This window comes from Rhizobium sp. BK196 (assembly GCF_014193255.1).
GTDB lineage: Bacteria > Pseudomonadota > Alphaproteobacteria > Rhizobiales > Rhizobiaceae > Rhizobium.
Map to the genome: position 1 here is coordinate 87,633 of NZ_JACHZB010000011.1, position 19,758 is coordinate 107,390.

The 19,758-nt window shown below is 59.5% G+C and carries 14 protein-coding genes; 8 read left to right on the forward strand and 6 right to left on the reverse strand.

What is annotated here, in order from left to right; all coding sequences use genetic code 11:
* Window position 1: 1 nt before the first annotated feature.
* Window positions 2–4,780, reverse strand: a complete 4,779-nt coding sequence (locus tag FHT78_RS27595) for an NAD-glutamate dehydrogenase (protein WP_183749735.1) — start codon at window positions 4,778–4,780, stop codon at window positions 2–4.
* Window positions 4,781–5,051: 271 nt separating this feature from the next.
* On the opposite strand from FHT78_RS27595, the gene pdxY reads away from it, so the two are divergent.
* The 3 genes from pdxY to FHT78_RS27610 all read left to right on the forward strand — a co-directional run bounded on the left by pdxY (window position 5,052) and on the right by FHT78_RS27610 (window position 8,347).
* The gene (gene pdxY / locus FHT78_RS27600) at window positions 5,052–5,927 is read left to right on the forward strand and encodes a pyridoxal kinase PdxY (protein ID WP_183749736.1); all 876 of its coding nucleotides are present in this window, start codon (window positions 5,052–5,054) and stop codon (window positions 5,925–5,927) included.
* A gap of 61 nt (window positions 5,928–5,988) precedes the next feature.
* Window positions 5,989–6,630, forward strand: coding sequence for a carbonic anhydrase (locus FHT78_RS27605; protein ID WP_183749737.1), 642 nt, complete (start codon window positions 5,989–5,991; stop codon window positions 6,628–6,630).
* A gap of 91 nt (window positions 6,631–6,721) precedes the next feature.
* Window positions 6,722–8,347: a GGDEF domain-containing protein gene (locus FHT78_RS27610; protein ID WP_183749866.1), complete on the forward strand. Its 1,626-nt coding sequence runs from the start codon at window positions 6,722–6,724 to the stop codon at window positions 8,345–8,347.
* A 53-nt stretch (window positions 8,348–8,400) separates the two neighbouring features.
* Here the strand turns inward: FHT78_RS27610 and FHT78_RS27615 are convergent, their stop codons facing one another.
* The 3 genes from FHT78_RS27615 to FHT78_RS27625 all read right to left on the reverse strand — a co-directional run bounded on the left by FHT78_RS27615 (window position 8,401) and on the right by FHT78_RS27625 (window position 10,768).
* Entirely contained in the window at window positions 8,401–9,222 is an 822-nt protein-coding gene (locus FHT78_RS27615) for a lytic transglycosylase domain-containing protein (protein ID WP_183749738.1), read from the reverse strand.
* A gap of 168 nt (window positions 9,223–9,390) precedes the next feature.
* On the reverse strand, window positions 9,391–10,425 hold the full coding sequence (locus tag FHT78_RS27620; RefSeq protein ID WP_183749739.1) for an aspartate-semialdehyde dehydrogenase: 1,035 nt from the start codon (window positions 10,423–10,425) through the stop codon (window positions 9,391–9,393).
* A 112-nt stretch (window positions 10,426–10,537) separates the two neighbouring features.
* The gene (locus FHT78_RS27625) at window positions 10,538–10,768 is read right to left on the reverse strand and encodes a hypothetical protein (protein WP_183749740.1); all 231 of its coding nucleotides are present in this window, start codon (window positions 10,766–10,768) and stop codon (window positions 10,538–10,540) included.
* Window positions 10,769–10,837: 69 nt separating this feature from the next.
* Between FHT78_RS27625 and FHT78_RS27630 the strand changes: the two genes are divergently transcribed.
* The 5 genes from FHT78_RS27630 (at window position 10,838) to FHT78_RS27650 (ending at window position 17,222) form a co-directional block, all read left to right on the forward strand.
* Window positions 10,838–12,592 carry an alkaline phosphatase gene (locus FHT78_RS27630; RefSeq protein WP_183749741.1) on the forward strand — a complete coding sequence of 585 codons (1,755 nt, stop codon included), beginning with the start codon at window positions 10,838–10,840 and terminating at the stop codon, window positions 12,590–12,592.
* Window positions 12,593–12,688: 96 nt separating this feature from the next.
* Window positions 12,689–13,150 carry a hypothetical protein gene (locus FHT78_RS27635; RefSeq protein ID WP_183749742.1) on the forward strand — a complete coding sequence of 154 codons (462 nt, stop codon included), beginning with the start codon at window positions 12,689–12,691 and terminating at the stop codon, window positions 13,148–13,150.
* Window positions 13,151–13,156: 6 nt separating this feature from the next.
* On the forward strand, window positions 13,157–13,846 hold the full coding sequence (locus FHT78_RS27640; RefSeq protein ID WP_183749743.1) for an ABC transporter ATP-binding protein: 690 nt from the start codon (window positions 13,157–13,159) through the stop codon (window positions 13,844–13,846).
* Window positions 13,843–15,126, forward strand: coding sequence for an ABC transporter permease (locus FHT78_RS27645; RefSeq protein WP_183749744.1), 1,284 nt, complete (start codon window positions 13,843–13,845; stop codon window positions 15,124–15,126). The genes FHT78_RS27640 and FHT78_RS27645 overlap by 4 nt, the downstream gene beginning before the upstream one ends.
* A gap of 209 nt (window positions 15,127–15,335) precedes the next feature.
* On the forward strand, window positions 15,336–17,222 hold the full coding sequence (locus FHT78_RS27650; protein WP_183749745.1) for an MFS transporter: 1,887 nt from the start codon (window positions 15,336–15,338) through the stop codon (window positions 17,220–17,222).
* A gap of 340 nt (window positions 17,223–17,562) precedes the next feature.
* Here the strand turns inward: FHT78_RS27650 and lpxE are convergent, their stop codons facing one another.
* The gene (gene lpxE / locus FHT78_RS27655) at window positions 17,563–18,300 is read right to left on the reverse strand and encodes a lipid A 1-phosphatase LpxE (protein ID WP_183749746.1); all 738 of its coding nucleotides are present in this window, start codon (window positions 18,298–18,300) and stop codon (window positions 17,563–17,565) included.
* A 249-nt stretch (window positions 18,301–18,549) separates the two neighbouring features.
* Window positions 18,550–19,662 (reverse strand): 3-isopropylmalate dehydrogenase, encoded by a 1,113-nt coding sequence (gene leuB / locus FHT78_RS27660; protein ID WP_183749747.1) that lies wholly within the window; start codon window positions 19,660–19,662, stop codon window positions 18,550–18,552.
* Window positions 19,663–19,758: the final 96 nt, after the last annotated feature.

A 19,758-nucleotide genomic window follows, 5' to 3' on the forward strand; every position in this document is an offset into this window, starting at 1 on the left:
GTCACCTCGCCCGGTCGCGCGCAAGATCGGTCAGGATACCTGCAGCAACTGTGATGCGCGCGAGGTTTGGATCGGCGCCGTCACTGAGGGTTGCAAGCTCCTCGACGATGCGGTTGATGCGGATTCTGTCCTGTGCATGCCAGGCCTGGACCGGCCGTTTCTCCTTGCCGTGGTCTGAAAGCGCGGAGATCACGATATCGCGACGGGCGCTGGCAATTTGATCGATACTGCGGGCAAGCGCGAGGTTTTCGTAATGGTCCGAAGTGATGATGCGGTTGCCAGCAGCAAGCAGCCGGCCAACGCGGAAGGTCTGCGTGAAGGCAAAGTAGTTTTCGGCGGCACGCGTCAGCGTTTCGCTGGTCCTGTCGGCGATCTGCATGATTTCCGGCACGAGGGCGAAGGTCGGAAGAGCGGCGATGTCAGCGGCGAGTTTTTCCGGCAAGCCGGCCTGTTGATAATCCTGCCGGCGCGTCGCGACATCGGTCCCGGCCTGATCGGCAAAGACGGGTTTGAGTTTTTTCAACGCTGTCTGCAGCCGGCTAATGTTTTCGGCTAGATCGCCCTTGGTCATGCCGGTTTTCAGCAGCAGGCGTGTCAGCACCACGAAGCTGTTGCTGATCTCTTCATAGACCCTGTTCTGCACTTCACCGGACACCTTGTTGTCTAAGGCGTCGGTTTCCGCCCATAGCCGGTTGAGATCGAAGCCGTCGCGAGCGGCGATTGCGGCGCGTACGACTTCGGGAGCGGAGGCAGCGGTCGCATCCATCATGCTGACGACGAAGCCCGGTCCGCCGCGATTGATCGCCTCGTTTGCGAGCACGGTCGCGATGATTTCCCGCTTCAATCGGTGGCTGTCGATGTCGGATGCACTGGATTTCTGCATCTTGGCTGGGAAGTAATTGAACAGCGTGCCAACGAAATACGGATCGTCAGGCAACTCGCTGGCGATTAACGCATCGAAGAGCACGATCTTGGCGTAGGAGAGCAACACGCCGATTTCAGGGCGCGTCAGCGGCTTGCCGGCAGTATAGCGCTCGGACATGGAAGCATCGTCGGGCAGCGTTTCCACCTTGCGGCTCAACTGTCCGGCTGCTTCCAGCACGCTCATAAAACGGCTGAGTTCGAGGCCGTTTGCCGTTCCCTTGCGGGCTGTGAGCGAGATTGCCAGAGACTGCAGGTAGTTGTTGCGCAGCACGAGGCCTGCCACTTCGTCCGTCATGCTGCGGAGAAGCTGGTCGCGCTTGGCGCGGCTGAGACGCTGCTCATGCATGGCGTTTGCCAGGGCGATCTTGATGTTGACCTCGACGTCCGAGGTGTTGACGCCGGCAGAATTGTCGATTGCGTCGGAATTGCTGCGGCCGCCCTTGAGGCCATAGGCAATGCGTCCCTTCTGGGTAACGCCGAGGTTGGCGCCTTCGCCGATGACCTTGGCGCGAACTTCGTCGGCCGTAATGCGGATCGGATCGTTGGCGCGATCGCCGACGTCGGTATCGGTCTCCGATGCTGCCTTCACATAGGTGCCAATGCCGCCGAACCAGAGAAGGTCGATGGGGCTCTTCAGGATTGCCGTCATGATTTCGAAGGGCGTGGCGACGGCTTTGTCGATGCCGATTGCAGCCACGGCCTCCGGCGTCAGGGTGACTGACTTTGCGGAGCGCGAAATGATCATGGCGCCCTTAGAAAGGACGGACTTGTCGAAATCCTGCCAACTTGAGCGCGGCAGGTTGAAGAGACGCTGACGCTCGGCGAGCGTCTTTTCCATGTCCGGATCGGGATCGATGAATATATCGCGGTGGTCGAAGGCAGCCAGCAGCCTGATTTGCGGCGAGAGGAGCATGCCGTTGCCGAAGACGTCACCCGACATGTCACCGACGCCCGCTACCGTGAAGGGCGTGGTCTGGATGTCGATGTCCATTTCGCGGAAGTGGCGTTTCACCGTTTCCCAGGCGCCACGGGCGGTAATGCCCATCTTTTTATGGTCGTAGCCGGCCGAGCCGCCTGACGCAAAGGCATCGTCCAGCCAGAAACCGGCTTCCTGGGCGAGCGCATTGGCGGTGTCGGAGAAGGTCGCCGTGCCCTTGTCTGCTGCGACGACGAAATATGGATCATCGCCATCGAGCCGCACCGTGTCCTTGGGGGGGACGACGTCGGCGCCGGAAATGTTGTCGGTGATGGAAAGCAATGTACGGATATAGGTCTTATAAGCTTCCCGGCCCGTATTGAAGATCTCTTCGCGGCTGCCGCCGACCGGCAGTTTTCTTGGATAGAATCCGCCTTTGGCACCGACAGGCACGATCACGGCGTTCTTGACCTGCTGTGCCTTCACGAGGCCCAGGACCTCGGTGCGGTAATCCTCGGCGCGATCCGACCAGCGCAGGCCGCCGCGGGCAACGCGACCGAAGCGCAGATGCACGCCTTCCACTTCCACGCCATAGACGAAGATTTCGCGGAACGGTTTCGGCTCCGGAAGACCATCGACCAGATGCGGGTCGAGCTTGAAGGCGAGCATCGGCTTCGGTGTTCCATCAGCATTGCGCTGGAAATAGTTGGTCCGTAGCGTCGCATCGACGATGTTGACGTAGCGGCGCAGAATACGGTCGTCATCCAGGCTCGGCACGTCGGCAAGTTCGGTTTCTATGATGTCGTGCAGTTCGGCGAGCTTCTTGAGCTGCGCCTTTTCAGGAAGCCCCGGGTCGAGCGTGTCGTGGAAAAGGCGGAAGATCGAGGCGGCAATGCCAGGATACTTGTCGAGGGTTGCGGCGATATAATCCTGCGAATAGGCAATGCCTGCCTGGCGCAGATAGCGCGCGTAAGCACGCAGCACGTTGACTTCCCGGGCCGAAAGGCCGGCCGATAAAATCAGGCGGTTGAAGCTGTCATTGTCGATCGCGCCTTCGAAGGCGGCAACGAAGGCTTCTTCGAGCGGTGCGCCAAAACGTGCAAGGTCGATGTCTGCACCGCTACGGGCCTCGAGTTCCATGTCGTGCAGCACCACAATGTTGATCGCGCCGTCGGCTGTCGGAACTTCGATATCGAAGGTCCGCTCACTCAGGACATTGAAGCCGAGATTTTCTAGGAGAGGCACGCGGCGCGACAGCGGCAGCTGTTCGCCACTATGGAAGATCTTCAGCGACAGGATGCGGCCGCGTTCATCGTCGTGGCGATAGTAGAATTCGATGCGGATCGGCTCACCGGCGGCGCATGCGGCGATGTCGGGCAGGTCGCCGACCGCTTCATCCGGCGTGAAGGCCTCCTGGAAGGCGTTGCTGACGCCGAGCTTCGGCGCCTTAGAGCCGGCGAGCATCTCGAAGCGGCTGTCCCAGCGTGCGGTGATCTGGCGAATCGCCGCTTCCAACTTGGCCTGCTGGACGCGCGGAGTCTTGCCGCCAGAGCGGCCGATAATGAAATGTACACGCGCCACGCCGCCTTCCGGGAAGGCGGGGTAATAGGCGGAGACGCGGCCGTCATAGACGGTCTTCAAATAAGTACCGATGCGTTCGCGCACGATCGAATCATATTCCTCGCGCGGTACGAAGACGATGACGGAAACGAAGCGGTCGAAATGGTCGATACGCGGTAGGGCTCGGACGCGCGGACGGTCGACGAGATCGTTGATCTGCTCGGCGAAGTTCGCAAGCAGCGTAGTATCGATCTGGAAAAGATCGTCGCGCGGGTAGGATTCAAGCGTGTTGTCGAGCATGCGACCCGAATGGCTCATCGGGTCGAAGCCGAAATGCTCCTTCACCTTTTCGATCTTGGAGCGCAACAGCGGGATTTCGGCAGCGGACGAGGTATAGGCAGTCGAGGTGAAGAGGCCGACGATACGCAGCTCCCCTGTCACGTTGCCCTGTGCGTCAAAACGTTTGACGCCGACATAGTCCATGTAAGCGCGGCGATGGACCACGGACTTCACATTGGCTTTGGTGACGATCAGGAAATCCGGGCCATCGAGGAAGGCGAGGATCTCCGGCGTTGTCGTCACCGCGTCCTTGCCGGTGCGCAGGACCAGAACCTCGGGATTGGAGAGAATGCCAAGGCCCGTTCCCTTGTCGCGTTCAACCTTCGCATTCGCCCCTTTGCCGGAATAGACATAATCGCGCATGCCGAGGAAGGTGAAGTTCTCGTCGCGCAGCCAGGTCAGGAAGGCGATCGCCTCGTCTCGGTCGGCCTTCTTGCGGCTGGCGTTGTAGTTCGAAAGCTCTGCAATCACCTCGTCGACGCGCGAGAGCATCGCCTTCCAATCGGAAACGGCAAGCTCCACCTGCTGGAGCACCGCGTTGATACGCTTGATGAGATCGTCTGCCTGCGAGGCGGCGAGTGGCGAGATATGAAGCTGGATGTGGCTGACCCGCTTTGCCGGATCGCTCGGCACATCGGCGGAGTAAAGTTCCGGGGCCTTGTCGTCCTCCATGATCAGGATCGGGTGAACGGCCATGGAGATGTCGCGGTGGGTGCTGGTCACCTCGCCCATCACGGATTCGTAGAGGAAAGGTTTGTTGTGATCAGTCACCGAGAGAACGGAGACGGCGACGCCACCGGGGGTGACATCGGCGATCGTGCCGATGTTGACACGCGGCGACTTGCCGTTCCAGGCGGAGAGTTCTGCTGCCGAATGCAGGGCGGAAAGCGCCAGCATTTCCGGTGTATAGAGTTCGAGGTCGTCGCCGCTGGCCCGGCCGAAGAGGATCTCGGGGTCGAGATAGGGTTCGCCGGTGGCAGCCGCAATCTTGCGCGCGCTTTCGATCTGCTTTTCCCGTTTCGGATTGTTTCTGACGGCCATGGATCATCCCCCCGATTGTTTTGATGTGGGCAAGTTAGCAGAAGGTTCTTCGAAAAAATCCTTAAAAGAGGGCTTCGAAACGTAGTTTTCGTGCTTTTTTGGCTGTGCTGGCGAGAGATTTTGAAGTTTTTTGGTCGATTTATGCCGGTGGATGGCAAAATGCCTTGTCCGGATTTCCGACGGCTCACATTTCCACGCTCGCGTGAAGAATGGTTGACAGCGCCTCGTCAAAAATATCATCAACGGCGGTCGAAATTCGGGACCGGATGCCATGTCGGAAAACACAGCAGGCGCAGTCATCGTCATTTCCAGCCACGTGGTGCGCGGGTCGGTCGGAAACCGGGCTGCGGTCTTTGCGCTGGAAACGCTTGGCCATCAGGTCTGGGCGCTGCCGACGATCGTGCTGCCCTGGCATCCCGGTCACAGCCGTTCGACACGGCTTGCCTTCGCCGAGGCCGATTTCGAAGCGGCGATCGACGATCTCATCCGCGCACCGTGGATCGGCGAGGTCAAAGCCGTCTTGTCGGGCTATTTCGGCAACGCAGCCCAGGCCCGCTCCGTCGCGAAACTCGTGTCGTCGCTGCGCGAAAAGAACCCGGAACTACTCTATGTCTGCGATCCGGTCATGGGCGATCTCGGCGGCCTTTACGTGCCGGAAGCGACAGCCGAGGCGATCCGTGACCATCTGATACCGCTCGCTTCGCTCGCAACACCGAACCGATACGAACTTGCGTGGCTGTCGGGTGCGGCACTCGATGACAATAACGCGGTCATGGAGGCCGCACTTTCGCTCGGCCCCTCGCGCATGCTGGTCACATCGGCGGTGCCGATGATGGCAGGCGGCACCGGCAATCTCTATCTTTCCGGAAGGCATGCTCTGCTTGCCGAACACCGTGTCGTCGAAAACCCACCAAATGGGCTTGGAGACCTGCTTGCAGCGCTCTTCCTGTCCCGCCTGCTCTCAGGTGTGGAGGATGAAAAGGCGCTGCAGTTGGCGACTGCAAGTGTGTTTGAAGTGCTGGCGCGTGCCGTCAAGCGCGGCAGCAACGAGCTGATGCTGGCAAGCGATGCCTCCAGCCTTTCGACGCCCATGGCAATGGTGCAGATGCGTCACCTCGTCCATCCTGCCCAGCGGCGGAAAAAATAGGCTTCATACTTTTGCAGCGCAGCAGTTGATCTCGGCGCGCGCGCGCGCTAATCCAAAAGTCATGATGAGTTTTCCCAAATCCCTGGTGGACGGTTATCGCAACTTCATGAACGGGCGATATGCCGATGCCCGCGACCGGTATCGGCAGCTTGCGGAAAACGGGCAAAGCCCGACGACGCTCGTCATTGCCTGTTGCGACTCACGCGCGGCTCCCGAGCTGATTTTCGACGCAGGGCCGGGCGAACTCTTTGTCATCCGCAACGTCGCCAACATGGTGCCGCCTTATGAACCGGATGGCCATTTCCATTCCACGTCGGCGGCGCTCGAATTCGCCGTGCAGGCGCTGAAGGTCAAGAATATCGTCGTCATGGGTCATGGCCGCTGCGGTGGCATCCGCGCAGCCCTCGATCCCGATGCCGAACCTTTGTCATCCGGCGATTTCATTGGTCGCTGGATGTCGCTCGTTCGTCCTGCCGCCGAACAGATCGGCAGCAACGACGTCATGACGCCTGCCGAACGGCAGACCGCGCTGGAGCGGGTCTCCATCCGCAATTCGATCAACAATCTCAGATCCTTCCCTGATATCAGGGCGCTCGAGGAAGAGGGCAATCTGGAGCTTCACGGCGCTTGGTTCGATATTTCGACCGGTGAGCTCTGGGTGATGGATTCTGAGACACTCGATTTTATTCGTCCCGAAATCTAGGGATAGACCGCTTTATCGGTTTTTTAAGATATTTCACTAGGCTCACTTGCGGGCAGTCTATGCGCGTGGATCGGTCATGAATTTCGAAGTGGTGAAATTCAAGAATATCAGAAGGGTAGTTCTCGCCGCCGTTCTGCTGCCCTTCGTCTTCATGATTGCCGAAGGGGTAGTGTTGATCCGCTTCTCGCTCATGCAATACCGCGCGCTCGAAAACGATCATCTCTTTGCCGACGTCCTTGCCCGCGGAGGATCGATTGCTGCCAATGAAATTCTGGCGGAACTCGTCGCGGCGCGAACTTACATTAATAATCCCAACGAGATGACCAAGGCTGCCATGATGGAAAGGCGCAGCGCACTCGACAGCGAACGCGCGCGTTTCAACGCCAGCCTCCCGCCCGTTGAAACGCTCGATCTCGGTCTGCAGTCACAACTTGCCAATCTCCGCCTCGCTTACAGCCGTATCGTTGCGACACGTTCGGCGGTCGATCGAGGTTATTACGGCAAAGGCGGCAACCCCGTTCATATCTATGGACAGGCCGGATTGAAGCAGCTCGGACTTGTCGAGTCGCTTTCGTCGAGGATCCATGATCCCGTGTTGTTGCGCAAATCCAGCGAGCTGATGAGTATCCTGCTGACCTATTACGGCGAGCGGCTGATCGGCAATCTTGGCCAGCGCTATTTCGACCGAGCCGACTTTTCCGCCATGTCGCATGAACAGCTCGTTCAAGGCGAAACAATGCTCGGCAACGGCATGGATCGCTTGCGTTTTCATTCCTCCTCGCCTGTCGTACGGGAGATCCTTGCTTATAGGTCTCAGCCCGACGAGGTCTGGGCCGATACCTTCACAAATGCCATGGTTTCCGGTGCGCTGCGGCCGGACAAGGCGATCCGAGACAAATGGATCGGTATCCAGAATAAGCGGTTGGATTTCCTGCAGCAAAAAATCGCCTCCGTCACCGATGATATTCATGTGACCGGACAGAAGCTGTCGATACGCTCGCATATTCACATGACGGTCGTACTTGCGTTGTCATCCGGACTGGTGCTGCTCGTTGCCCTTATTGTGGCGCTTGCTGTTCGGGGTATCCGTCTCGTTGCCCGCGTCACCGAAGAGCGTGAACTGCTCATCAACGAGCTGCGCAATGCTGCCCAGACCGATCTTCTGACGGGCCTTTATAATCGCCGTGGCTTCGAGGCTGCTGCTTTAGCGCTTCTGATGCAGGCTAAGTATGGATCACGCTGGATTTCGGTCGTTTTGTTCGATCTCGATCACTTCAAGAAAATCAATGACATATATGGCCATGATGCCGGCGATATCGTCCTGAAGCACGTAGCCGGCATCGCGCGGGAAAGTTTCCGCTCCTTCGATCTGCTGGTTCGCCACGGCGGCGAGGAGTTCATGGCGCTGCTGCCGGATTCGACACCAGAGGATGCGTCGGTCGTTGCCGAACGTGTCCGGTTGGCCATCGAGGCTGCTGAGATCGCGCTTCCGAGTGGCGAGCGTCTGCGAATGACGGCAAGCTTCGGCTGTGCGGGGCGCGCAAATGCCGTCAGCAATCGCAATTTCGACGATTTGGTGAAGCGTGCTGACCTAGCGCTCTATGCGGCGAAGGCTTCGGGACGCAATTGCGTCGTTGCCGGGCCGATTGTTCCTTCCGCGGCATCGCAGGAAGAGCGCCGCAAGAGTGCCGGCGGAACCCACGACTTCCGCAAATGAAAAACGCCGCATTCGCATGCGGCGCTCGTGTTCATTTTCCTACCGATGTTTCTTCAGTTGCCGTCGATCTGCTGACCGATATAGGCGATTGCCTGCTGATAGACGGCTGCGGCATTCCAGCCCTGGATGGCGACGAAGTTCGGCTCACCCGGCTGGTAACCGGCGCCAGCACGCCAGCCGTGGCCCTTGAGGAAATTGGCAGTCGAGGCCAGCGCATCGGCGCGGGATCCGACCATATCGATGCGGCCGTCGCCGTCGCCGTCAGCGCCGTAGCGCACCACATTGCGCGGCAGGAACTGCGTCTGGCCGATTTCACCATGGGCAGCGCCTCGGGCTTGCGGGCTGAGATAGCCTTCCGAAACGAGCTGCAAGGCTGCATAAAGCTGGTCGGTGAAATATTCCGAACGGCGGCAGTCATAGGCAAGGGTAGAGACAGCGGACATCGTATGTTGGCTGCCCATATAGCTGCCGAAGCCGGTCTCCATGCCCCAGATGGCGATCAGCGGACCGGCCGGCACGCCGAAGCGTCGCTCGATCGAGGCGAAGAGAGCCTGATTGGCGGCTTTCATCGAACGGCCGCGGGAAATGACGGCGGCACCGCCGCGCTTCTTCATGAAAGCGTCGAAAGACAACTTGAAGCTCTTTTGGCCGCGGTCGGCTGAAATAGTCGGCCGGTTATAGCTGACATTGGCGAAGGCGCGGTTGAGAACCGACTGGCTTACACCATTGGCTGCTGCCGTCTGCTTGAAATCGGCCACCCAGTCCTCGAAGCCGGCACTGGTATTGCCGCATTGTGCCCCTTGCGCGAACGCCGGTGCTGCATGGAGGACGCCCATTGTCGCGGCGGCCGCCAGAATCAATTTTATCATGCGCATTGAGAAACCCCGCTCTCGATCTGCATAGCTTTTAGCCGGGCAGGAGAATGCCAGCCACCGGCGATTTTGTCACGATCACCTTTTAGCGAGCGCTTATACGACGGTGTCTGCCCGAAAAAGCCCCGCTCGTCGAGCAGGGCTTTAGCATATTATGGTTTATAAATGGTATCAGGCTGCCTGCTTGCGCGGCTTGACGAGGCCGCGATTAACGAGCAATTCGGCGATCTGGATGGCATTAAGAGCCGCACCCTTGCGCAAATTATCGGAGACGACCCAAATGTTAAGGCCGTTTTCGACGGTCGCATCTTCCCGGATACGAGAGATATAGGTCGCGTCTTCGCCCGCGGATTCGTAAGGCGTGATGTAGCCGCCATCCTCGCGCTTGTCGATGACGAGGCAGCCCGGTGCGTCGCGCAGGATATCGCGGGCCTGGTCGGCAGTGATCTCGTTTTCGAATTCGATGTTGACCGATTCCGAATGACCGATGAAGACGGGAACGCGGACCGCGGTGCAGGTCACCTTGATCTTCGGATCCAGCATCTTTTTCGTTTCAGCCAAAACCTTCCACTCTTCCTTCGTGTAGCCGTCCTCCATGAAGGTGTCGATGTGCGGAATGACGTTGAAAGCGATGCGCTTGGTGAACTTCTTGTTCTCGATCGGGTCGGCAACGAAGACGGCGCGTGTCTGGTTGAAGAGTTCGTCCATGCCATCCTTGCCGGCGCCGGAAACCGACTGGTAAGTCGAGACGACGACGCGCTTGATCTTGGCGAAGTCATGCAGCGGCTTCAGCGCGACGACGAGCTGGGCGGTCGAGCAGTTCGGATTGGCAATGATGTTACGCTTGGTGAAGAGCGAAATCGCGTCCGGGTTCACTTCCGGAACGATCAGCGGCACGTCGGCGTCGTAGCGCCAGGCCGAGGAATTATCGATGACGACGCAGCCCTGCTGGCCGATCTTCGGGGAGACGCGCTTGGAAACCTCGCCGCCGGCCGACATCAGGCAGATATCGGTGTCGGAGAAATCGTAGTTCTCCAGGTTCGAGACCTTCAGCGTCCGGTCGCCGTAGGAAACCTCGGTGCCCTGGGAGCGGGCGGAGGCGAGTGCGACGACTTCATCGGCCGGGAAACCACGCTCGGAGAGAATGTTGAGCATTTCGCGCCCGACATTTCCGGTCGCACCCGCGACTGCAACTTTGAAACCCATTTCTCAAGCTCTCTTTCTCTTCTCTCCTCTTGTCCGGTGAGGGGGGAAGCGCGACATCATCGCGACCTCCTGTCCCCGGCCGGGCCGGGGAGAGAGCGGCAGGCCAGAGACGTCAGACGGTTTTCGTCGTCGTTTTGGCCTTGGTTTTGGAAGAAACCGGAACGGCAAAATCCAGCCCGGCATTCTCTGCCAGGTTATTGCGCTCAGCGATGGCGTGCTCGTGGCGAACCATGGATATTCCTTTTCCGTCGTTGCTCATAAAAGGTTTTCCACAGGAGTCAAGGTGTTTGCGTGCGCGATGAGAAGAGGGGAAGGGTACTGCAGCGCTGCGGTGTTTCGTCATCCGTCTGTCACTGCCGGGGGGTATTTCCGAGCAGTTGCAACGACTGCAACGAAAAACGGGGGTTTTTCCATGCGTATGCTTCTCGCCGCTTTCGCGGCCACCACGATTCTAGCCGGCGCCGCGCAGGCAGCTTCGGTCTATCCGCTTGATCGCGCTACGATTCTTGTCGGTTCGCCGTTCGATTTCAAGGTCGAGCTCAGCAAGCAGGTCAAGCCGGAAGACGTGAAAATCACGGTCAATGGCCAGGATTACAAGACCGTCCTCGGCGGCGAGGCACAGTTCGTCGAGCTGGAAAAGGGCAAGGAAGACAAGGCTCTCGGTTCCGCTCTCCTGCTGCGTGGCCTAAAGATTTCCGCTCCGGGCGCTTACAAGGTCGAGATCGCCGCCGGCGACGAAACGAAGTCCGTGACCTGGAACGTCTACGACACGGCGGCCCAGCCGAAGGCAAAGAACATCATCTTCCTGCTCGGCGACGGGCTTTCCGTCGCGCACCGCACGGCTGCCCGCATCATGTCCAAGGGCATGACGGAAGGCAAAGCGAATGGCCGCCTGAACATGGACGACCTCGATCATATGGCGTTCATCGGAACGTCGGCGACGAATGCCGTTTCCACGGACTCGGCAAATACCATGTCGGCCTTCATGACGGGCCACAAGACGGCCGTCAACGCGATCGGCGTTTACGCAGATCGCACGCCGTCCTCGCTCGATGATCCGCGCGTCGAAACCTTCGCAGAAGCCGTTCGCCGCATGACGAAAAAATCGGTCGGCATCGTTGCGACGGCTGAAGTCGAAGACGCTACGCCGGCTGCCGTCGTTTCCCATACCCGCAACCGCAGCGACAAGGCCGACATCGTCGGCATGTTGCTCGACGTCAAGCCGGAAGTCCTCCTTGGCGGCGGCTCAGCCTATTTTCTCGGCAAAGAGGTTGCCGGTTCCAAGCGCAAGGACAATCAGGATTACATCAAGCTGTTCCAGGACGCCGGCTACAAGCTCGCGACGGACAAGAATGAGCTCGCAGCCAATGCATCGGCTGAAGGCAATCTCCTCGGTCTTTTCCACACCGGCAATATGGACGTCACGCTTGATCGCGAATTCCTGAAAAAGGGCACTGTCGAGAAGTTCCCGAACCAGCCGGGCCTCGTCGACATGACGAAGGTCGCGCTCGATCGTCTGTCCAAGAATCCTGATGGTTTCTTCCTGATGGTGGAAGGGTCCTCGATCGATAAGATGTCCCATCCGCTCGATTGGGACCGCGCCGTCGTCGACACTATCGAATTCGACAAGGCGATCGGCGTAGCCCGCGAATTCCAGAAGGCCCATCCGGACACGCTGATCGTCGTCACCGGTGACCACACGCATGGCGTTTCCATCATCGGCACGGTCGATGACGAAAAGCCGGGCACGGAAATGCGCGAAAAGGTCGGCACTTATGCCGAAGCCGGTTTCCCCAACTACAAGGACGAAAACGGCGACGGTTATCCCGACAAGATCGACGTCAGCCGCCGCCTGTTCCTGAGCGCCAACAACGGCCCTGACCACTACGAGACCTTCCGTCCGAAGCTCGAAGGCCCGTTCGTTCCGGCGATCCAGAACGAAAAGAAGGAATATGTCGCCAACGAACAGTATAAGGATGTTCCCGGCGCGGTCTTCGTTCAGGGCAATCTTCCGAAGAGCAGCGAGAGCGGCGTCCATGCTGTAGACGATGTCGTGCTGCAGTCGGCCGGTCCGGGCGCTGAAGGCTTCCATGGCTATATGGAACAGAGCGATGTCTACCGCGTGCTGGCAGATACCTTCGCTCTCGGCGCCAAGCAGACCAACTGATCCCGAGCTGATCCGAAGGCCCGGGCCGGCCTTGCCTCTTTCATCGATCATAATCCCGGCCGCCCGACGGCCGGGATTTGGTTCCTGGAGATCGCCATGGAAAAATTTTCTTCGTCGCAGCTCAGCAGACGCCGGCTGATGGCCGCGGCCGTTATGCTTCCCTTCACCACGTCCCTTGTTCGTGCTGCCGATACTTCACTCACCTTTAACGAGCTCTACGGCAAGTTCGGTGTGCTCGGGCTCGAATTCTCCGACAAGGTGAAAGCGCTTGCCGGTAAGGACATCAGCATGAAGGGCTTCATGGCTCCGCCGCTGAAGGCGGAGGCGCAATTCTTCGTGCTGACTGAAGTGCCGATGTCGCTCTGCCCGTTCTGTTCGTCGGATGCCGACTGGCCTGACAATATCGTCGTCGTTTATCTCGGGGAAAAGCAGACTTTCGTACAGCCGAGCCAGACGATCGAGGTGCGTGGCAAACTGGAATATGGATCCTGGCAGGATCCTGAAACCGGCTTTGTGAGCCTGCTGCGTATCCGCCAGGCTGAATATTCCAGCGTCTGAGTATCGATGCTAGATCTTGAAATCGAACATCTGGCCATGACGTTTCCCGGTCTTTCGGCGCCTGCGCTCGCCATCGATAATCTATCGATTGCTGCCGGCAGCCGTGTCGTGGTTACCGGCGCCTCGGGCTCCGGCAAAAGTACCTTCGTCAACCTCGTCACCGGATTGGAGCGGGTTCGCGAAGGCCGCGTCCGTTGGAATGGCGAAGATATTGCCGCACTCTCCGAAGGTCGCCGTGACCGCTTCCGCGCCGCCAATATCGGACTGGTCATGCAGGAGTTTCATCTTTTTCCTGGGCTTTCGGCGGTCGAAAACGTGCTGTTGCCCGCGCGTCTTGCCCGTGCTGCCACATCGGCGGTCATCGAACGTGCCCATAATCTTCTCGAGATCGCTGGCGTCGGCCGTACTTGGCAGAAGATCGAGACTATGTCGCGCGGCGAAATGCAGCGTGTGGCCATCGCTCGGGCACTGTTGCGCAGGCCCGGCGTCATCGTCGCCGACGAACCGACCGCCAGCCTCGATGCGGAAAGCGGCGATGCGGTCGGTGATCTGCTGCTCGATCTTGCCGCGACCGAAGGCAGCACCCTGATCGTCGTGTCGCACGATCCTCGCATTGTCGGCCGCCTCGATCGTCGCCTGATATTTCAGTCCGGCCATATCGTCGAGGATTCTACCATCAAGGGAGCGGCCGCATGATCCGCTTCATCTTCGCAGATCTGCGCCGCTTGTGGGCTGGTTCCGTCGTTGTCGTGCTGCTGGTGGCGCTTGCGACGGCGCTCGGCGTATCCGTCATTCTGCAGGAACGGGCTCTGCGTCTCGGCAGTGCGCGGGCGGCAGACAAGTTCGATCTCGTCATAGGCGCTGGCGGCAGCGAGACCCAGCTTGTGCTCTCATCCGTTTTCCTGCAGCCGTCCGCACTGCCGCTGATGTCCGGCGCCGTCCTGGCCAAGCTTGCCGCCGATCCGCGCGTGGAATGGGCTGCTCCCGTCGGCTTTGGCGATTCCTTCGCGGGCTATCCGATCGTCGGCACGACGAGGGTGTTGACGGAAACGATTTCCGGCGGCCTTTCGGAAGGCCGGGCGTTCGCCAGTGAGGGCGAGGCTGTCATCGGCGCGAGCGTCGACCTTGCCATCGGCAGCGAAATCAAGCCGATGCACGGCACAATCGAAACCGGCGGCCATACCCATACGGAACTTGCCTATCACGTGATCGGGCGCCTGCAGCCGACGGGAGCAGCTTGGGACCGCGCCATTCTCGTTCCGATCCAGGCCGTCTGGCATATTCACAGACTGGAAGCTGCCGAAGAGCATGAGCACGACCACGCCGCGGAGGCCGATCATCATGAGGAAGCCGCACACGTGGAAAGCGCGCATGAGGATGTCGACCCTCATGCGGAGCCCGACCCTCATGCCGGCCTGAACGAGAGGTGGACCGCGGAAACGCCCGGCCTTCCGGCCATCCTCGTCAAGCCGAAGACGATTGCCGATGCCTACAGGCTGCGGCAGGACTATCGCAACGGCGCGACGATTGCCGTCTTTCCCGGCGAGGTGCTGACCAATCTCTATGCGACGCTCGGCGATGCCAAGCAGATTCTCGTTGCCGTCGCCTCCGGCGCGCAGGTGCTCGTTGCCGCCTCGCTGATCCTCGTGACCGTTATCCATATCGGCCAGCGTCGGCGGCAGATCGGCGCGCTCCGCGCCTTCGGTGCTCCACGCGGCGCGATCTTCGGCATTGTCTGGCTGGAATTATTTATCCTCGTCGCTGTCGGAATAGCGCTCGGTTTTACACTCGGTTATGGCGCAGCACGCATTCTTTCCGGCTTCTTCTCGCAAAGCAGCGGCGTCAACCTGCCTGTCGGCTTCGCACCCGAAGACGGAACGCTTGCGATGATCTTTCTCGCCTTCGCTGCTGTCCTCGCTGCCTTGCCGGCGGTGCTCGCCTACCGACAGTCTCCGGCCCAGGCTTTGCGGGGATGATGATTGCGGCGTGCCATGCCTGCTCCGCCATGGCAGGAGCCATGCTGCGACAATTCGCGCGCAAAATTAGACTAAAGTCATAATCCCAAAGCATCCCTCTTTCTGACGCGTCTTTTCTGTCAAACTCTTGTCAGGCGTGTCGCGGCCAGGGATGTGCTTCGAGGAGAGTAGGCCGCGACCGTTGCTCATCACTCTGTGGAGGACAGACAATGGCAAATGTCGCAAGCGTCGACAACGTGAAAGCCGGTCCGATGACGGGCGAGGAGAAGAAGGTCATCTTCGCCTCGTCGCTCGGCACGGTTTTCGAATGGTATGATTTCTATCTGTATGGTTCGCTCGCCACCTATATCGGCGCGACCTATTTCACCCAGTATCCGGAAGCGACGCGTAACATCTTCACGCTTCTCGCCTTCGCTGCGGGCTTCCTGGTGCGACCGTTCGGCGCATTGGTCTTCGGCCGCCTCGGCGATCTCGTCGGTCGCAAATACACCTTCCTGGTGACTATTCTCATCATGGGTCTGTCGACCTTCCTGGTTGGCATCCTGCCCGGTGCTGCCTCCATCGGCATTGCCGCTCCGATCATCCTGATCGGCCTGCGCCTGCTGCAGGGCCTGGCGCTCGGTGGCGAATATGGCGGTGCGGCGACTTATGTTGCCGAGCACGCGCCGAACGGCCGCCGCGGCTACTTTACGTCCTGGATCCAGACGACGGCAACGCTTGGCCTTTTCCTGTCGTTGATCGTCATCGTCACCGTCCAGTCGATCATGGGAACAACTGCCTTCGCCGCCTGGGGCTGGCGCATTCCGTTCCTCGTCTCGGTCGTCCTGCTCGGTATCTCCGTCTGGATCCGGTTGAAGATGAACGAGTCGCCCGCCTTCCAGCGCATGAAGGCGGAAGGCAAGGGGTCGAAGGCACCGCTGACGGAAGCTTTCGGCCAGTGGCGGAACGCGAAAATCGCGCTGATTGCGCTTCTCGGCGCCACGATGGGTCAGGCAGTCGTCTGGTACGGCGGGCAGTTCTATGCCCTGTTCTTCCTGCAGAGCGTGCTGAAGGTCGACCTCTACTCGGCCAACATCATGGTTGCCATCGCCCTCTTCCTCGCCACGCCATTCTTCGTCATCTTCGGCGGGCTGTCGGATAAAATCGGCCGCAAGCCGATCATCATGGCGGGCCTGCTGATCGCAGCGGTCACTTATTTCCCGCTGTTTAAGGCGATGACCTATATGGCAAATCCGGCTCTCTACGAGGCGCAGGCGACGATCCGGGCAACGGTGACGGCCGATCCGGCGGATTGCAAATTCCAGTTCAATCCGACCGGCACGTCGAAATTCACCAACTCCTGCGATATCGCAACGGCGTTCCTGACCAAGAACTCAGTGCCTTATGACGTGGTGCCGGGTCCGGCGGGCCAGCCTGCGACCGTGAAGGTGGGTGACAATACCATTACAGGTTATGACGCCGTCGCAGCCGGCGCCGATGCAGCCAAGACCAATGCCGCCTTCGAAAAGGGCGTCAATCTTGCCCTTCATGATGCCGGTTATCCGCTGAAGCGCGGTGCTGCCAAGGTTGCCGATGCCAAGCTCGATGCCTTCATCGCCGCCAATCCGGAGCTCAACCTCAATGCCGACGCGATACGCGCCGGCCAGAAGGAAACGCTGCCGGCCGACAAACTCGTTGCCGGCAAGCTGCTGACGGCGGATGAAGCGAAAAGCGTGACGGACATGGCCGTCTACACGATCCCTGGCGGCGGTTCGTTCGCGATGGTGGCCGATCCTGCCCGCGTCAACTGGATCGGCACGATCGCCATCCTGTTCGTGCTCGTGCTCTACGTGACGATGGTTTACGGCCCGATCGCGGCCCTGCTGGTCGAGCTCTTCCCGACCCGCATCCGCTATACCGGCATGTCGTTGCCCTATCATATCGGCAACGGCTGGTTCGGCGGCTTGCTGCCTGCCACGGCCTTCGCGATGAGTGCCGCCGCCGGCAACATCTATTATGGCCTCTGGTATCCGATCGTCTTCGCAGCGATCACGCTGGTCATCGGCGTGCTGTTCCTGCCGGAAACCAAGAACCGGGATATTCATGCGCTGGACTAAGGCGCGTCGAATATTCTGAAATCAAAGATCCGGCGTTCAGAAGACGCCGGGTTTTCTATGCCGCATAGGGTGCAGGAGATGCAGGCCACTTTAACGCTCTTCAGGAAATGTCAGATTTAGCGACTGTCAACGTGACCTTCTCGCACGAAGGCAGATTCCAGCATCAGCCGTTCCTGTTGCCTTCCACATCTGCCCGACGCGACGGTGTTGTGAATTTTCCAGAGGACCGCGTCGTATTCAGCTTGCAGCCTCGATGAGATCGCCAAGCGTCTCCACCAGCGCTTCATGCCGGCGAGACCTTGTCTGCCACATTGACTACGAATGCCGCAGGAGTGTCATTTTACAATGCGTCTGGGAAGTATCGCTTGGACATGGGCCAGCCGTCCGGGCAAAGCTTGAAGAGCAGGCCATAGCGGGCATAGACGATTGCCGTCAGCAGCGAGAACCAGGCGCCAAAGGCAAGGCCGGCAATGACATCGCTCGGATAATGCGCGCCGACCATCACACGCGTCATGGCGAGCCAGATGGCGGCGGCGATGAAGGGAATCCGATAGCGCGGGAAGAGCAGTGCGGCGGCGGCAAAGAAAGCGCCCACGGTGGTCGAATGGCCGGACGGGAAGCTTTCCAGCGCTGCACGGCCGGAAAAGGGCGTGAAGGAAAGCACGCCGAGATCCTGGAAATGTTCGGGGCGTGCGCGGCCGATCATGCGCTTGAGAAGGTTTGCGAGCAGGCCGGAAAAGACGACGGTCGTGAACAGATAGGCGCCGATCCAGCTCACATAGAGGGCCTGGGCCTTTGCCCTTGCGCTTTTCAGGAGCTTGTAGCCAGCTCCGCCGTGGAAGAAGAGCAGGACGCTGGTGAGGATCAGCCAGGCGGAGTTGCCGAAATCGGTCAACATTTCCCCGAAGTGCTGAATGGGCTCCGGCAGGTGACCGGAACCGATCGGTGCATCGAAGACCAGCATGGAAAGGATGACGGTGTTCAGCGTAATGAAAAGCCATGCGCGCCACCGCAATGACGGCATGACGCGTCTATTTCTGCGCCAACGCCTGTCCAAGGAGACTAGAAGTTCCCGCATTCCGACTATCCCTGTAACCCTTGGGTATGAGATAGGCGGTAAAAATACACAGGATTACGACAGAGAGCGGGCTTCCTCAGATAATTCTAATCAATTTTGCTAATGGCCAACCGGCACGAGCGAGCGTGATAGGGGCAATGCGCCGATGCGACGACTGCCAGACCAGCCGTGACATACTCATAGGAACGGGAATCAATAAAAAGCCCTCCGCAGAGATGCGAAGGGCCGAAAAGCGTTTCACGTGAAATATCAGGCAGAAAGGGCCTTGAATTCGTCGAGGATGGCATCGCCCATCTCGACGGTGCCGACCTGGCGGCTGCCCGGTGCCATGATGTCGCCAGTGCGAATGCCCTTATCGAGCACGTTGGCGATCGCCCTTTCCAGGTTGTCCGCTTCCTTGACCAAATTGAAAGAGTAGCGAAGGCACATGGCGAAGGAGGCAATCATCGCGATCGGATTGGCGATGCCTTTGCCGGCGATATCGGGAGCCGAGCCGTGAACCGGCTCATAAAGCGCCTTGCGCTTGCCGGTCTTACCGTCGGGCGCTCCGAGCGAAGCCGACGGCAGCATGCCGAGCGAGCCGGTCAGCATGGCGGCAACGTCCGAAAGCATATCGCCGAAGAGGTTGTCGGTGACAATGACGTCGAACTGCTTCGGCTGACGCACGAGCTGCATGCCGCCGGCATCCGCCAGCATATGTTCGAGCTGCACGTCGGAATATTTCGCCTTGTGCGTCTCGGTCACGACCTGGTTCCAGAGCACGCCCGATTTCATGACATTGCGCTTTTCCATCGAGCAGACGCGGTTGTTGCGGGTGCGGGCCATTTCAAAAGCGACGCCGGCAATGCGCTCGATTTCATAGGTGTCGTAAACCTGCGTATCGATGCCGCGCTTCTGGCCATTGCCGAGATCGATAATTTCCTTCGGCTCGCCGAAGTAAACACCGCCCGTCAACTCGCGGATGATGAGAATGTCGAGGCCTTCGACCAGTTCCGGCTTCAGCGAGGAAGCTGAGGCGAGTGCGGGATAGCAGATCGCCGGGCGCAGGTTTGCGAAGAGTTCCAGATCCTTGCGCAGGCGCAGCAAGCCGGCTTCCGGGCGTACTTCATAGGGAACATTATCCCACTTCGGGCCGCCGACGGCGCCGAAAAGCACGGCGTCGGCTGCAAGCGCCTTCTTCATGTCGTCTTCGGAGATCGCTGCGCCATGCGCATCATAGGCGCAGCCGCCGACGAGGCCTTCGTCGGTGACGAAACCGGCACTCATCGCCTCGTTCATGTAAGCGATGATCTTGCGGACTTCGCCCATGGCCTCGGGACCGATGCCGTCGCCCGGCAGCAGGAAAAGATTGCGCACTGTCATGAAAGCCTCCGCGGAAAAACAAGCTGCGGCTTCTTAGACCCCGGAAATGGGCATTTCAAGCGAGAGAAAGGGTGAATCGGTACGCTTGTCTCGGCG